Source organism: Chryseobacterium sp. 22543 (assembly GCF_052044565.1).
Lineage (GTDB): Bacteria > Bacteroidota > Bacteroidia > Flavobacteriales > Weeksellaceae > Chryseobacterium.
Genome location: NZ_JBQENH010000002.1, coordinates 60,914 through 75,738, shown reverse-complemented (window position 1 = coordinate 75,738; position 14,825 = coordinate 60,914). Strand labels below are relative to the sequence as shown.

At 33.7% G+C, this 14,825-nt stretch carries 11 protein-coding genes; 1 reads left to right on the top strand and 10 read right to left on the bottom strand.

Annotated elements, in window-relative coordinates; genetic code table 11:
* Window positions 1–19 precede the first annotated feature (19 nt).
* The 8 genes from ACTJIP_RS06185 to ACTJIP_RS06150 form a co-directional block, all read right to left on the bottom strand.
* Complete coding sequence (locus tag ACTJIP_RS06185; RefSeq protein ID WP_077415583.1) at window positions 20–871, bottom strand: hypothetical protein; 852 nt, start codon at window positions 869–871, stop codon at window positions 20–22.
* 16 nt (window positions 872–887) lie between these two features.
* Window positions 888–2,015 (bottom strand): SH3 domain-containing protein, encoded by a 1,128-nt coding sequence (locus ACTJIP_RS06180; RefSeq protein WP_077415585.1) that lies wholly within the window; start codon window positions 2,013–2,015, stop codon window positions 888–890.
* 212 nt (window positions 2,016–2,227) lie between these two features.
* Complete coding sequence (locus ACTJIP_RS06175; RefSeq protein ID WP_139348496.1) at window positions 2,228–2,839, bottom strand: hypothetical protein; 612 nt, start codon at window positions 2,837–2,839, stop codon at window positions 2,228–2,230.
* Entirely contained in the window at window positions 2,836–3,510 is a 675-nt protein-coding gene (locus ACTJIP_RS06170; protein WP_219072345.1) for a hypothetical protein, read from the bottom strand. Before ACTJIP_RS06170 ends, ACTJIP_RS06175 begins: the two co-directional genes overlap by 4 nt.
* Window positions 3,507–6,296: a hypothetical protein gene (locus ACTJIP_RS06165; RefSeq protein ID WP_440704249.1), complete on the bottom strand. Its 2,790-nt coding sequence runs from the start codon at window positions 6,294–6,296 to the stop codon at window positions 3,507–3,509. Before ACTJIP_RS06165 ends, ACTJIP_RS06170 begins: the two co-directional genes overlap by 4 nt.
* Window positions 6,297–6,495: 199 nt before the next feature.
* Window positions 6,496–6,954, bottom strand: coding sequence for a hypothetical protein (locus tag ACTJIP_RS06160; protein ID WP_228408734.1), 459 nt, complete (start codon window positions 6,952–6,954; stop codon window positions 6,496–6,498).
* Between the two features lie 78 nt (window positions 6,955–7,032).
* Window positions 7,033–8,394: a DUF5458 family protein gene (locus tag ACTJIP_RS06155; RefSeq protein WP_077415595.1), complete on the bottom strand. Its 1,362-nt coding sequence runs from the start codon at window positions 8,392–8,394 to the stop codon at window positions 7,033–7,035.
* Window positions 8,395–8,414: 20 nt separating this feature from the next.
* Window positions 8,415–8,861, bottom strand: a complete 447-nt coding sequence (locus ACTJIP_RS06150; RefSeq protein ID WP_047381441.1) for a type VI secretion system contractile sheath small subunit — start codon at window positions 8,859–8,861, stop codon at window positions 8,415–8,417.
* Window positions 8,862–9,214: 353 nt separating this feature from the next.
* Here ACTJIP_RS06150 and ACTJIP_RS06145 point away from each other — a divergent pair, with 353 nt between their 5' ends.
* Window positions 9,215–10,261 (top strand): hypothetical protein, encoded by a 1,047-nt coding sequence (locus tag ACTJIP_RS06145; protein WP_219072341.1) that lies wholly within the window; start codon window positions 9,215–9,217, stop codon window positions 10,259–10,261.
* A gap of 63 nt (window positions 10,262–10,324) precedes the next feature.
* On the opposite strand, the gene ACTJIP_RS06140 is transcribed toward ACTJIP_RS06145, so the two are convergent.
* On the bottom strand, window positions 10,325–12,421 hold the full coding sequence (locus ACTJIP_RS06140) for a M13 family metallopeptidase (protein ID WP_077415601.1): 2,097 nt from the start codon (window positions 12,419–12,421) through the stop codon (window positions 10,325–10,327).
* 339 nt (window positions 12,422–12,760) lie between these two features.
* Window positions 12,761–14,818 carry a M13 family metallopeptidase gene (locus ACTJIP_RS06135; RefSeq protein ID WP_077415602.1) on the bottom strand — a complete coding sequence of 686 codons (2,058 nt, stop codon included), beginning with the start codon at window positions 14,816–14,818 and terminating at the stop codon, window positions 12,761–12,763.
* Window positions 14,819–14,825 lie beyond the last annotated feature (7 nt).

The following is a 14,825-nucleotide window of genomic DNA, read 5'->3' as shown; positions in this document are numbered from 1 at the left end:
ATAGAATTATTTTTTTCATTTATTCTAATAGGATTTTATCCAAATCAAGTTGTTTAAGGGATGTTTTTTCAGAAATCTCTTTTTGCATCCATTCTTCCTTACCTGTTTTCGCACTCGTTCCCAAAGTTGCAATAAATAATTTTTCAATAAGTAAATCATTATTTTTGAAAAATACTGGTATAACAATTTTCCGAGATGTGTTTTGATATTGATCAGTGTAACCTAAAATTAAATTGAAAGCTTGTTTGTTTTTTGTATTAGTATCTATTTCTATAAAATCACAGCTAATATTTTTGGTAAAAAATACTTTATTATCAGTTTGTGCTTTTAAAGTATAGTCATTTATATTTTTTTCTATAAAAACGATATCATTTTTATCACTTTTATTAAAGTTAACTCTATAATTTTTAGTTTGTGTAGATTCTGAATTAGAAGAAGAGGATAGATCTTCTTCTTCCATATTTTCTTTAGATTTGAGAAAATACTTTTTACATTCCGGTAGTTCACATCCTAAGATTTGTGTTTTTTTTCCATCAAAAAAAGAAATGTATGAACCTCCATTAATCTGTAAGTCATATTTTTTTCCTTTATATGAATAACCTTTTATATTAATATTACATGGTGTAATTGGATATGAAAAATGCCATTCTTCTTCGGTAAGAGGAACTGATAAATTCATGATTTTTTCAATATCACTATTATTGAGAGACCATCCTTTATCTTTTTTAGTTAATTTTTCTTTTGTAGAATATTCACCTTTACAGTTGGCAATGTAAACTTTTGTATCTATTTTCTTTTTTTCATCCTTATCCTGGCCTTTGCAATTGTAGAATAAGAATATAAGAAGTAGTAAAGTAGTAAAGTTTTTCATTATTTGGTTAAGTTATTTATTCTGCTTTTATTCTGCTTTTGTGAACATATCCCTTTTTACCTTCTTTAGAAACTACTAACCACCAATCACCATTTTGATCTAAAACTTCAATTTTTTCACCTGTATTTATCTTTTGGAGAATTTGAGAAGACGAATTTTTATCCTTTCTTAAATTAGTATAGCCGTCAGAATCTTGAATGATAAAATTGGTATTGTTTTCTTTTTGGTAGATATATTTTACATAACTTTTTAAAGTAGCTAAATCATAAAAATTGTTTTTTTCCAGATTTGATTTATATTTTGGATTTTTATTTAAATAGCTTTCAATATCACCTTGTATTCCAACTCTTAATTCTCTCTCAAATAAATAAGATATTGTTTTTTCAGGTTCAAAATATTCTTTTGGAGATGATGATATTTTACTTATAATATCACCTATTCTTAAATAACTATTACCCTCTTTAGCATAAGAAAAGTCTTCAACTTTACCTTTGTAAATAATGGTTTCTATGTCGTCAAATATTTGTTTTTTCAATTTTTTATAGCCACCAGAATCTATAAAAATTAACTGTTCCATATCGGAAAGGCTATTAAAATCGAATTTTTTAAATACTGATTCTACAAGCTTTTTATCCTTATTGTATCCATAGTAAACAACTAAATCGTATAAAAGATTTGAATTGTTTGTTTGCAGCCAAACATAAGATACGGGAGTATTATAAAATACGTAAGAATTAAAATGATATAATAAGTCAGGATTTATAAACTCTGGTTCTTCAGCATCGGCATCCTGAATGAAAATAAATTTATTTTCTTTAATAACTACCTCTGGAAACATTGCTGGACGTAAAGCAATTATGGAATTTTTATAATCTTTTAAATTGAAAGAAAATATATCCAAAATTTTTTGACTAAATGTATTTTCGTCAGGAAATTGAAATTTTCTTTGCTCTAATACTTTTTTCGCTTTATTGATAAATTCAGGAGACAGGTCACCACAGTTTGATTTTGTGCCGTCTCCTTCATCTGTAATATTATAAGGTGCGTCTTTTAATGAAATTATTTCTTTGATATTCTGCAAGTGAAGTTGTCCGGTGCAAGATAGTAGCAGTGAATATATAAGAGCTAAAGAAATGTTTTTCATTATTTGTGGTTATTTTACACCCCTATTATAGGGTCCCAATCTTATCAAAATCGTCTCTGTGCCAAATCATATATTCTAAATAAGGTAAATTATAATTAAAATAGCTTGAGAGTTTATTTCACATTTGATCGTACTGTGCAGTGTACAAAAAACTATGATTTTATATTTGTTTTATCAAAGTTTCTTTTTATGTTTTATACTATTAAAAATATTTAATAATATAAATTAAGCTCATCTAATTTCAGATCCAAAGATTCATCTAAATATTGTATCGAATCCGATTTAATAGAACCATCAGAAGATATATTTCTCTCTGTATAGGAAATTATATTAAGACCTTTATTATTGTCTGAGTGAAAATATTTGATTTGCCATATTTTCCCTGTTTTAGAGTTAAAATATGATAAACAATTATACATACCTAATTCCGACTGAGGAATATTTCTGTAAAATTGTATTGAGTCAGTTTTTTTATTGTTGATAAAAGTAAAGAGGTTTACTTTTATTGTATTTTTACCTTCTAGCTTTTCTTTTATAAGTTTAATTGAAATATTATTCTCTAGCGGCAAATAAAGCTCATTGTTTTCAGTTAAAGAGTATTTTTTCAAATATTCTTCATTTTGTTTTTTTAATACTAAATACCCTTTTCCGTTCTTTAGAGAATTGAAATAGTTTGCACTTGCAAGAATAGAATCTCCAATAAAATAATTTTCATTGTGTGCGATGTTTTTTGATGAAGTATCCACTGCTTGTTTACAACAAATACTTATCAATATTGTCAATAACAAAGCGAAGTAACTATATACTTTTTTTATGGTTGTCATTTGATATTAAATATTTTTTTTAAATTTTTTTTATGGGATCCTTCAAAATAAACTTTGTCTTCTTCAATACTAAATTTTTTACACTCTAAATTTCCATTTTTATCTAAATAACATATATTTTGTTTTGTTGCGTATGGATAATCAATTTCAGAAAAGATATTTTCACTCTTAAGGACATTCTTACCTTTAAAAATAGCAACATCTACTTTAAAAATCTTTACAGGGAATTCGTATTCATCACTATCTAAAGTTGCTACAGTTTTAAATGCTAATAATTTTCTACCATCATGTAAATTTGTAGAATCAGTAATAAATAAAGAATCTATTTTTGAGATCTTTAATATGCTGTCTTGCTTAATGAAATTGAAATAATTTGGATTCGTGTATTCATTTTTTGTTCCCTTGATTGTATTAAAATAATCAATTTTTTCAAGTTTAGTCTGAGAAGTGATATCATCTTTGTTAAGTGATACATTTTCTTCCATATATGTATTAACTTTCCATTCTTTTGGAAAGGAATAAACTTTTATAGACTCTAAACCTATCGGTTTAAATTGAAAAGTTGTATCAGTTTTACCTAATGTTAGTTGAGAATTATTATCCTGAATAGTGTTGCTTTTTTTGCAGCTTATAATAATTAGAGATAATAAGAAAATTATATTATTTTTCATTCTTTTATAATTTTTATTTTACCAGGAGCGATAATTCCTGAATGTAAGTGACTGTTATGTAATTTTTTACCGTCAGTAGTATGAGTGAAAGCTTTCTTTTTGCTACCTCTTAATTGCTTAGTGATACCAAATTTATGAAAAGCATTAATTAATTTCTGTTCCCTAATGTCATCTAAATATAATGTGTCAATGCTTTTCCCATTTACATGTTCAACACTTGGAAAACAAGATGCTTCACTAAAACAGCTTCCTGTTGTTTGAACATCAGAATATCCACATTCTGCTAAGACACCTATAAATACAGCAAGGTGCCCAGGCTCTGTGTATCTCCTTTTAGTATTGGTAAAAGAGTATTTAATTGAAATTCCTGAATTATTATAATTTAAAGAATCAGGCATTTTAACTAGTTCTATTTTTCTTCCAGTTACTTTATAAAGAACCCAAAATGATTTTCCTTCATTTGTCCCATATTCGGCAATATCACCATTTTGATATTTTACTCTTCTTTTAGTTTGTCCATCCGATACTGGAATATCTGAAAGTATTTTGCTGTGTGTTGGTTTTATTCCTGGTTTTTGTCCATTTAATTTTTCCTGCGTTATATGCCATTCTGCTTTACATATAACATGCTCCTTATTATTCTTGTCATGATAAATATATTGGTATAGGTATTGGTTTTCTAATTTTATATTTTTAGGAATATGTTTTTCGATATCTCCATTAGCAAATATATGATATGTGACAATATCTTTAGCATTAACAGGTGTAGAAGGAGAAGTATTTCCATGAAATTTGTTACATATGAAAAAACCTGTTTTTAATAGATCGTAATTATTTTTTCTTATTTGCCATCCATTTGGCATTTCTGTTTCTGAATTACGTCCATTTAATAAAACAGAAATTAATTCTAAATATTTATCACCATATAATGCTAACTCATTCAGAGATTTTCCTAAAGTTTCTTTACCCCATTTGGTTATTGCATCAGATTTAGGATTACTGGTCATTTTTTTATTAACGCTCCAAATCCAAGCCCCACTATCAATACAATAATCTGCATTGTTAGCAAGAATACTCGGATTTTTTACAATATTTTGATCATTTTTATAATCAGCATAATCCTTATAAGGCCCAGGTTTATTAAATAAAGTTGTTAAATCTTTCTCATCTGTTCTAACACCAGTTAGTTGTAGTAATCCGCGACCTTTATAAATACTTTGACTTGATAAGTAATCACTTTTAGTTTCTTCTGATAGGGCAAAGGTACCAGTCTCTTCACAAGCTTGGGCGAGGAAATGGATCTTTTGAATACAGGTATTAATATTATACTTTTTGAATGCAGAGTTTAATCCTTTTGTAAGGGTGGCAAAAGACTTGTCACTGATATTGCAAGGAGCTCTTTTACCTCCTTTTAATGCTTGTCCTTCCCAAATTGTTTCAGTTCCTTTTAGTAACTTAACAAGTTGCTTTACATCTTTTTCTTCAAAATCTCTATTACAAAAACATTTTTCTCCAGTCTGGTTTTTGTTTTGTTTCTGCACCCCCGCCGCACTCTTCACCTTCTCCACTTCCATCAAGCCCTCCGAATTTACCCCAAATTTCTGAGATTCTGCGGATAGTTCTTTGGAGATAATTTCTATAAAATAATTTTGTGTATCGGAGTCAGGATCACCAATACGAGAGTCTATTCCTTTTCCAAAAATCTCTTTACTAATGACAAATCCTGAAGTGTCACATACATCGGCAGGAATTTTAATATTTCCGCTTCTGTAAACTTCATCATTGGAAGTTGTGTCATATTCCCAAACTACATATTGAATGTGTTTCCCCACCATATTTTTGGAGTGGATTCTTATTCTTACTTTATCTCCTACAGCTACTTTGGAAAGTTCATTTCCTGTATCATCAATGAAAAGAGCTTCTATAATATTACCCTTAGGATCGGGCTGTTTGGGACCACCTCCTTGTCCAGGCGTGAATTTTGGTGTGTGTTGCTGAGGTTGATTTTGATTTTGAGGCTTAGGTTGTGGCTTGGGCTGATTTTGAGGCTGTCCTTTATAATCCGGATTGGCTACATCTACATTCATCTGGCTGGCTCCCTGAATCTTCCCGGAGTAAGTTGCCGTAACATAATATTCATGATTGGCTCCTTCATTTTTATCACCTCTCATCATAAACTGATTGGCTACCTGACGAAGAATTTTTTCATCAGACATCAGGGGGATTGGTACTTCCGCAATCCCTTTTTCATTAACAAGAGCCTTGTAACTTCTTGTATGACGGTTGTTTTTATTAATGTTGGGATCATGGCCTTTGCCCGGAGCATCATCTTCCCAAAGGTGAAATTCTATTTCCTTATTGAACATGGCGATGCAGTGAGCCTGCGCAATAAGAGTACCGTGATAGCTGGCTTTATTAACATCCTTTGCTCCTCTGTTGAAAAGGATTACTTTATCTATTTTTGGAACCTTGTTACTGGTAGGAATCAGTATGAAAGTGGCAGCCAATTCTTTGGTAGCAGGAAGCCCCGGGAAAATACCTTTTTTAGTTTCGTAGACTTTCATTTGAAATTCTATTCCCAAGCCTATTTCTCCAAATCTGTACGTTACCTTTTCACCTTTTTTAGGTTGGGAGGTAATATCTTTCCAGATTCCGTTTTTCTGTTTCTTATAAAGATGCCATTCATATTCGCCTTTCAACCCGAACGAGAGGCCGGAAGGTTGTATTTCGTAAGGATAGGCTTTTCCCACCATTGGATTTTGATTCCCGATAATAGTTCCTGTCATGGGTAATATAATGTATTACTAACTTTTAGCTGACAGTTATTTAGACAAGTATTGATTTTCGGATCAAATTGTAAGAAACGATGATGGATAATATCATCAATTAGGATAACATTTTTTTTCATTTTGTTTTTGTGTTTGTTCAAAAACAAAAATACAAAAAATCATTATATCGTGATATAAAAAATTATCGGATTCAAAGTTATTTCTTATCTACATTGTAAACAGGAGCCGCTTTTAACCACTGATAATTAAGGTTTCTGTCTTTCTTTAAAAAACGGTATCCTTCCAGTTTTTTCAGATAAACATACATAGAATCCGTATTTTTTATCTTTAATTTATACTGGGATAAAAACAGCATCGGCATTTCTACAGTAGAATCTCTTACTGTTTTTAATACTTTTCCAGATCTTACTTTGTAAAGGAAGAATGATTTTCCACGGCCTTTTGAACTGTCTGCCAGTTTTACTTCTGAACTTGCAATTACCAGCTCACTGCCATCAAAACATTCATCCTTACTCATGATATATGCCTTCCCTTCCTGATGTTCATCTGCAAAAAGATCATTCTCGTATTGTCCGGGACTTTGGTATTTTTTCTCACAGCTTATCAAAAGCACCATCAATATAGCGGGTAAGCTAATAATAAGTTTCTTATTCATATTAAATTTCATAGGTGTTGGTTGAAAAAAAACCGATGTAAAATTGCATCGGTTTTTGTTATATAAAGTACGTTGATGTTACTCCTGAGTATATTCTGCATCCCATTCGTTGCCATCATCTCCTTTGTGTCCGTCAAGTTTAATAACGAAACTCTTCGTAGGGAAATAAGGGGTCATACGGATATCCAGCCACACTCTGTCTTTGTTTACTCTATCCTGCTCGAAACGAACAATTTTGAATTTTTCGATCAATTTGTCCGGCCCTTTAATGTTATCAAGGAAGGTTACGATCTGTCTTCTCAAATCGTCCTCGTTTTTAGCATTCCAGTTTTCAAAAGCTCTTCTGTTCAGGAAGTCCAGAAGTACTTTGGTTACGTAGTCGAATACACGAACTACGGAATACGTCTGAAGACCGATATTGTCTCCTGTAAATAATGTCTTCGCAGAGAAGGCCATAATTTTTCCGTATTCGTTTACCATTGGTACAAGACCCATTTTTTCCAACTGAGAAATTTCACTTTTCTTCAATTCAAATTTTACAGCGTCTACTTCATTGATATTACCATGTTTTTTACCTGCTGCAACCTGAGACATCAGGGTTTTATGGATTTTTCCTGCTAATGAAGTGGAAGGTGGAAGTTCTACATTTTCTTCTTCCCCTACTTCTTCAGCTTTACCACGTCCTACCAGCCAGTTACACGTCATAATAACGTTACTTCTGTGAAGTTCTCCTCCTGTAAGATTGGCTGAGTGGAATAAGTCTACCACGTCATCCGGCTTATCAAGGTTAGCAAAGTCTGTAACCATCATTACTTTGTTTTCGTTACAGATTTTTGCCCATTTCTCGATTACCTTGTTGGATCCTAAATATCCTGGTATTGCAAGGATTGAGTAGTTATCTCTAAGGTCAAGACGGTCATAGTAATTTTTAAATTCTTCTGAGATTGCATCAATGAACAAAGGATTATCCAAATCTGAAACCTGTTCGATGCTTGCGTTTACAATACTTACGTTGTCCACTTTATCCAATTCTGTGTTTTTGTAGAATTGAGCTACTGTTCTGTAATTGGTTTCCAACAGACGAACAGTATCCAGTGTATTTTTTAAGTTTGTCTTTAAGTTTTGGTCGGCCTGTTGCGCTTTAGTTTTGCACGTATCAGCCATTTTATCTGCAGATTCGCTACCTTCTAAGAGGTTTACCCAAAGATTGATCTTCTGAAGAAGTTCTTTTCTTTCATCTGCTTTATTGCTGTCATTCAGGAAGATTTCTTTTCTTGCCTTTCTTGTTGGGTTCATATTGGCAATACCGTCTACAACGGATTCAACAAAGCCAAATCCTCCCATTTTATTGAGCTCTGCAAGCGGGTTGCCTTTCGGTTGTCCCGAGTGCTGCTGCTGACCCTGCTGCTGGCTTTCTTGTGCCTGTAATTTGCTATCCATGATTTAATGTAAGTCTTTAATTATTTTTCAAGTTCTTGTGCCACTTCTTTCAATACTTCTATGAACGCTGCTCTTGTCTGATCGTTCTCCAGCATATTGCGTAGAATTTTGTTTGTTTTCAGCTGACGTACGATTTTATTGTACTGCTCCTGCTCCATGCTCAGCTGCTGCAGATAATCTGACTTCTGAGTAAGGCTTTTAGGGGTAAAGTCTCCAAGGTTTTGAAAACGGAATTCTTCTTCTACCACTCCTCCGTCTTCTGTTTCGTGTTGTACCGATATTGAAGGCTGAAAATGTTTGAAAACGTCTTCCACTGTTTTTAATCCTGTTACGATTTCAGGTGTATAAGACTCTTCTGTTGTAAGTTGGCTTACTATCAGTGATTTATTTTCCTGTATTTCCTGAATAGCTTCATTAGCGTCTACTTTTACTTCGTTTCCGCCAACACCATAATTAAACATTGCCATATTATTGTTATTTTGAGATTTCTTATTTTGGTTTGGATCTGTCTTTGAGTAATTTACAGATGAATCAAATAAATTACCAATCCAGTGTTTAAATTTAAAAAAAAACTGTAACATAAAAAACTTTACTAAGATTTTTCTTGAATCATCTAATTTTATCTACATTTATTCAACATAAAATCACCATATTACGATATCACTAAGCTATGAAAAAATAAATAAAAAAATTCAAGAAAAAATAAATAAAATTTTTGTTCACTTTATTCTTATACAAAAGCATCCAATGAATGTTAAAATAAGGATTCCCAGTTATTACACAAAAAATATTCTTTATATTTAATCAAAGTGAACAGTGTATGAAAGATGTAAAAATAGCGTTTAGAAAACCGATATTTCCAGTTTCAGAAGCATTACAGCAATACCTGGAAAAATATAACAGAACTACTAAGATTAAGTTTTTGTATGAAGATCTTCTAAGGTTCAGTGACAGCGTGAGTATTCTGGATAAAGACGGAAAAGATACTTTGTGGCTTGGGGTATTATATCCTGAATTTGAGTTTAAAGAAATAGAGGCTAATTTAAATAAGATTTATACCCTTCTTCATTCTGATGGAGACATCGCTACTTTACCTTATCTGAAAGTGGATACCATTGACTTTTGTACTTTCGGAAATTCTAAGCCTTTCCGGGTTCGGGTGAGAAATATCCTTAATGATAATTATACTTATTTTTATATTAAACAGGCGGATGCTTCCCGAATATTCGGACTGGAACTTGAAGACCTGCTTTCTCCCAACCGAATTAATTTTCTGGTGTATAAAAACACTTTGATTGAAGAGCATATTTTGGGAATTCCAGGGGATGTTTTTATTCAGAAGCATATGTTCAACTGTACGGAATTGGAAAAGGCACAGATTTCCAAGGAATTTGTGAAATTCAATGAGCGCTGTCTTATTGGGCTTCTTGGTGATATGAGGTCTTATAATTATGTTGTGATTCCCATACATGATTTTGACCAGGTCATTTACAGAATCCGCCCCATTGATTTTGACCAGCAGTCTTATGAGGGAAATCTGAAAGTTTATCTTCCACAGTATTTCAAAGAAAACAGTCAAATGGTGAATATGGTACTGGAAAAACTGAAGCCCAGTTCTATAGAGCAATACCGTAAGGAGGTCCGTTCACAAATCGTAAAAAGAGTGACGAGCAGCCAAAACAGATTCGATGAGCTCATTTCTATTATGAAAAAAGATAATATTGCACCGGAAGCCAATGTTAAAGAACTAAAGACTGCTTTACAAAAACTCACTTATGATATCAATTTCAAGTATTGTAAAACAATGGGAGATATTATAGAAACAGGAATAAAATTTGTTCTCCGGAATTATAAGAAAGAATATTAAAAAGAGAATCCGCCCCAACCAATGTGAGACGGATTCTTTCTTTTCTAACAATTTAAGGTAAAATTACCAGATTTTTATTCTGTCCTGAGGAGCTTTATATAATTTGTCTCCCGGTTTGATATCAAATGCTTTGATGAATGAATCCTGGTTTACCAGTGGCCCGAAAGCTCTGAACATTCCCGGAGAGTGCGGGTCTGTTTTCACCTGATTGATCATATACTGATCAGTAGCTTTTGTTCTCCAGACGGTTGCCCAGCTCATAAAGAATCTCTGATCCTGAGTGAACCCGCTGATCTTACCTGGATTTCCTTTATCTTTTAAATACATCTGCAGCGCGTCATAAGCCACCGCTACTCCACCTAAGTCACCGATGTTTTCACCGCTTGTAAATTTACCGTTTACGAAACTTCCTTTTACAGGCTCATAAGCGCTGTACTGAGCTGCCAGCTGACCTACTTTTGCATCAAAGTTTTTACGATCTGCATCACTCCACCAGTTATTAAGGTTACCATCTCCATCGAAACGGGAACCGCTGTCGTCAAATCCGTGAGAAATTTCGTGACCGATAACGGCACCAATACCTCCGAAATTCACTGCTGCATCAGCTTTAGGATTGTAGAAAGGCGGTTGAAGAATAGCTGCAGGGAATACAATTTCGTTGTTTGATCCACTGTAGTATGCATTTACCGTTTGTGGAGACATTCCCCATTCTGTTTTGTCCACAGGTTTTCCTACTTTATCTAAACTTCTCTGATACTGCCATGCTGCTACATTCTGAAGGTTAGAATATAATGTTGCTCCCTCTTTTGGAGATTCTACTTTTAACTGTGTATAATCTTTCCATTTATCAGGGTAAGCAATTTTCACGGTAAACTTGGATAGTTTTTCCTGAGCTTTCACTTTGGTTTCAGGAGACATCCAGTCTATATTGGCGATATGTGTTTTGAATGATTTTAAAAGGTAATCAATATACGTTTCCATCTGCTTTTTAGCTTCAGGAGTGAAATATTTGTCAACATATAATTTTCCGAAAGCTTCTCCAAGAACTCCGTTTACAAGCGTAAGACCTCTTTTGTTCATTGGACGCTGTTCTTTCTGACCCTGCAAATATTTAGCATAGAAGTCAAATCTGATCTGCTCCAGGCTGTCATTCAGGTTGCTTGCATTTCCATTGATGATATGATATTTCAGATAGTCTTTCAGTAAAGGAAGGTTTTTCTGCGTTACAAACTGATCCATATTCTGGTAGTACTTCAGTTCACCAATGATTACTCTGTCTGTATTTACTCCGGCATCCTTAAGATATTTTGCAAGGTCAACATTTTTAACCAGACCAGACAATTCTGATACATTTTTAGGGTTGTATCTTAAATTGGCATCTCTGTTTTGCTCAAGAGTCAATAGATAATTAGCAAGCTGTTTTTCAAAATCTACCACATTCTGTGCAGCCTGTGGAGAATTTTTATATCCTAAAACTCCGAATAGCTTTCCAACGTATGCCTGATATTCTGCCAGTGTTTTGGTATTGGCCTCGTTTACTTTCTGATAATAATCTCTTCCCAAACCTAAATCCGGACCGCCAAGATATACTGCATTCATATTGGAGTTCTTCATATCAGCACCTACTCTCCATCCATAGAAAGAGTTGTCTCCCAATTTTGTAGCATCCAACAGGTATTTCTGAAGATCATTAAGGCTTTTAATGGCATCTACTTTGGCAAGATCAGCTTTGATAGGAGCGAGTCCTTCTGCATTTCTCTTATTGGTATCCATAAAAGAGGCATACAAATTCTGGATTTTCTGTCCTTCTGATCCGGCCGGATATGATTCTGTAAGGATTTTGTTTAATATATCTAATGAAGCATCATCTACGTTTTCTCTCAAAGCATTGAAAGAACCCCAGTTTGCTTTATCAGAAGGAATCTGAGTAGTTTTCACCCAATTTCCGTTTACATAGCTAAAAAAGTCATCCTGTGGACGGACACTGGTATCCATATACGATAAATTGATTCCCTCTTCTTTTGCTTCTTCTTTTACCGGTTCAGCCACTTTTGCTGCAGCTTCTGTTTTATTCTCTGTCCCTGCAGTCTTTGCTGCACCACACGAATTAAGAAATACAATACCTGAAAGGGCAAGTATTCCAATATTTAGCTTTTTCATTAAAGATTATTTTTGATTTTACACAAACTTATCAAATATACAAACTTTAATGATATGTGATGAGTGATATTTATATCTGAATGGAGATTTAAGGTTAAAAATTTAAAGTTTTGAGTTTAAGGTTTGAAGTTTTTGGGTGTTCTTTTGAAATGTGGGTGGAAAATGACATTGTTGTAGACCACCCCGTCAAAAATTCAAGGGATTTTTGACACCCCTCCAAAGGATGGGAATGATGGAAGATACTACGACAAATATAACTCATCCGATTCCCTAATCCCTAAACCCTATTCACCTGCTACCTAAAAAACAAAACCGCCCATTGCTGAGCGGTTGTTATTTTTACCAGATTTTGATTCTTTCTTCCGGAGTTTTGTATAATTTGTCTCCTTTTTTCACGTCGAATGCTTTATAGAAGGCATCAACGTTGATAAGCGGACCAAAACTTCTGAAGTATCCCGGAGAGTGCGGATCAGTTTTCACCTGATTTACCATATATTTCTCACTAGATAATGTTCTCCAAACCGTTGCCCAGCTTAGGAAGAATCTCTGATCCTGAGAGAATCCACTGATTTTTCCTGGGTTTCCTTTGTCTTTTAAATACATCTGAAGAGCATCATAAGCGATATTCACTCCTCCTAAGTCAGCGATATTTTCACCGTTTGTGAAAGTACCATTTACAAAAGTTCCTTTTACAGGCTCGTATTTGTCATACTGAGAAGCAAGAGCTTTTGTTGCCTTTTCAAAGTTCGCTTTATCTTCCGGAGTCCACCAGTCTACTAAGTTACCATCAGCATCGAACTGTGCTCCTGAATCATCAAATCCGTGGCTCATTTCGTGACCAATAACGGCACCAATACCTCCGAAGTTTACAGCAGCATCAGCTTTAGGGTTAAAGAATGGCGGCTGAAGGATAGCAGCAGGGAATACAATCTCGTTGTTTACCGGGTTGTAATATGCATTTACAGTCTGTGGAGTCATTCCCCATTCTGTTTTATCCACTGGCTTACCGATTTTAGCTAAGTCTTTATTGTACTGCCATTCACCGATGTTCTGAAGATTTTTATACAGGTTTCCACCATTTGCTTCAGAAAGGATATTTAATTTTGAATAGTCTTTCCATTTGTCCGGATAAGCAACTTTTACCGTAAACTTATTCAGTTTCTGCATTGCTTTTTCCTTAGTTGTAGAAGACATCCAAGCTAAGTTGTTGATATGAACTGCGAAACTTTTCTTTAAATAATCGATCAATTCTACCATCTGAGCTTTAGCTTCAGCAGGGAAATATTTCTCAACATATAATTTTCCGAAAGCTTCTCCTAAAGAACCGTTGATCAATTCAAAACCTCTTTTGTTAAGAGCTCTTTGTTCCTGCTGTCCTCTAAGATATTTACCATAGAAAGCAAATTTCATGTTCCCTAAGTTTTCACTTAAGTAAGAAGCACTTCCGTGGATCATGTGGAATTTCAGATAATCTTTGATTACAGAAAGATTCTGAGCATTCACTAATTTATCGAAGTTTTTATAGAATCCTAATTCACTGATAATTACTTTGTCAGAATTTACTCCAACTTTTTTAAGATATCCTGGAAGATCTACATTTTTTACCAGAGCAGAAAGTTCAGCCATCGTCTTAGGATTGTACTGAAGTGTGTTATCACGGCTCTGCTCGTTTGTCAGATAAGTCTGTGCGATGCTTTTTTCATAATTTACGATACCTTTTGCTGCTTCATCAGCATTTTTGTACCCTAATTCTTTTAGCATTGAAGCTACATATTTCTGATATTCAGCAATTGCTTCTGTATTTTTTTCGTTTACCTTCTGATAGTAATCTCTTCCTAAACCTAAAGAAGCATTTCCTAAATAAACCGCGTTCATTTTAGAATCTTTAAGGTCTGCATCTACTCCCCATCCGTAAAAAACATTTTCTCCTTCTTTCGTTACAGAAGTAAGGTAGTTCTGAAGATCAGCCATGTTTTTAATAGCATCAATCTTATTCAGATTTTCCTGGATAGGTTTGATTCCGTCTGCATTTCTCTTCTCCATGTTCATGTAAGTAGCATAGAGATCCTGGATTTTTTTACCTTCACTTCCGTCAGCAAATTTATCTTTCAGAAGAGAGTTCAGGATTGTCATGGAATTGTTATCCGTGTCCTCAGCCAGTTTGTTGAAGCTTCCCCAAGTTGGTTTATCAGATGGAATTTTGGCAGTTTTCATCCAGGTTCCACTCACATAGTTGTAAAAATCATCTTGAGGACGCACCGAAGTGTCCATCAAGCTAAGGTCTAAACCTTTGTCTGTATTGTTCACTGCTACTTTAGCAGCTTTAGCTTGTGCGCTCATGGTAGTCTGAGTACAAATCCCTGCTATTAAAAACAAAGAAAGCGTTATTTTTTTCATTATGATA

Excerpts from the sequence above, each read along its gene's own strand:
- ACTJIP_RS06140 (WP_077415601.1), bottom strand. The coding sequence starts at position 12,421 with ATGAAAAAGCTAAATATTGGAATACTTGCCCTTTCAGGTATTGTATTT.
- ACTJIP_RS06145 (WP_219072341.1), top strand. The coding sequence starts at position 9,215 with ATGAAAGATGTAAAAATAGCGTTTAGAAAACCGATATTTCCAGTTTCA.
- ACTJIP_RS06160 (WP_228408734.1), bottom strand. The coding sequence starts at position 6,954 with ATGAATAAGAAACTTATTATTAGCTTACCCGCTATATTGATGGTGCTT.
- ACTJIP_RS06155 (WP_077415595.1), bottom strand. The coding sequence starts at position 8,394 with ATGGATAGCAAATTACAGGCACAAGAAAGCCAGCAGCAGGGTCAGCAG.
- ACTJIP_RS06175 (WP_139348496.1), bottom strand. The coding sequence starts at position 2,839 with ATGACAACCATAAAAAAAGTATATAGTTACTTCGCTTTGTTATTGACA.
- ACTJIP_RS06150 (WP_047381441.1), bottom strand. The coding sequence starts at position 8,861 with ATGGCAATGTTTAATTATGGTGTTGGCGGAAACGAAGTAAAAGTAGAC.
- ACTJIP_RS06135 (WP_077415602.1), bottom strand. The coding sequence starts at position 14,818 with ATGAAAAAAATAACGCTTTCTTTGTTTTTAATAGCAGGGATTTGTACT.
- ACTJIP_RS06170 (WP_219072345.1), bottom strand. The coding sequence starts at position 3,510 with ATGAAAAATAATATAATTTTCTTATTATCTCTAATTATTATAAGCTGC.
- ACTJIP_RS06185 (WP_077415583.1), bottom strand. The coding sequence starts at position 871 with ATGAAAAACTTTACTACTTTACTACTTCTTATATTCTTATTCTACAAT.
- ACTJIP_RS06165 (WP_440704249.1), bottom strand. The coding sequence starts at position 6,296 with ATGACAGGAACTATTATCGGGAATCAAAATCCAATGGTGGGAAAAGCC.
- ACTJIP_RS06180 (WP_077415585.1), bottom strand. The coding sequence starts at position 2,015 with ATGAAAAACATTTCTTTAGCTCTTATATATTCACTGCTACTATCTTGC.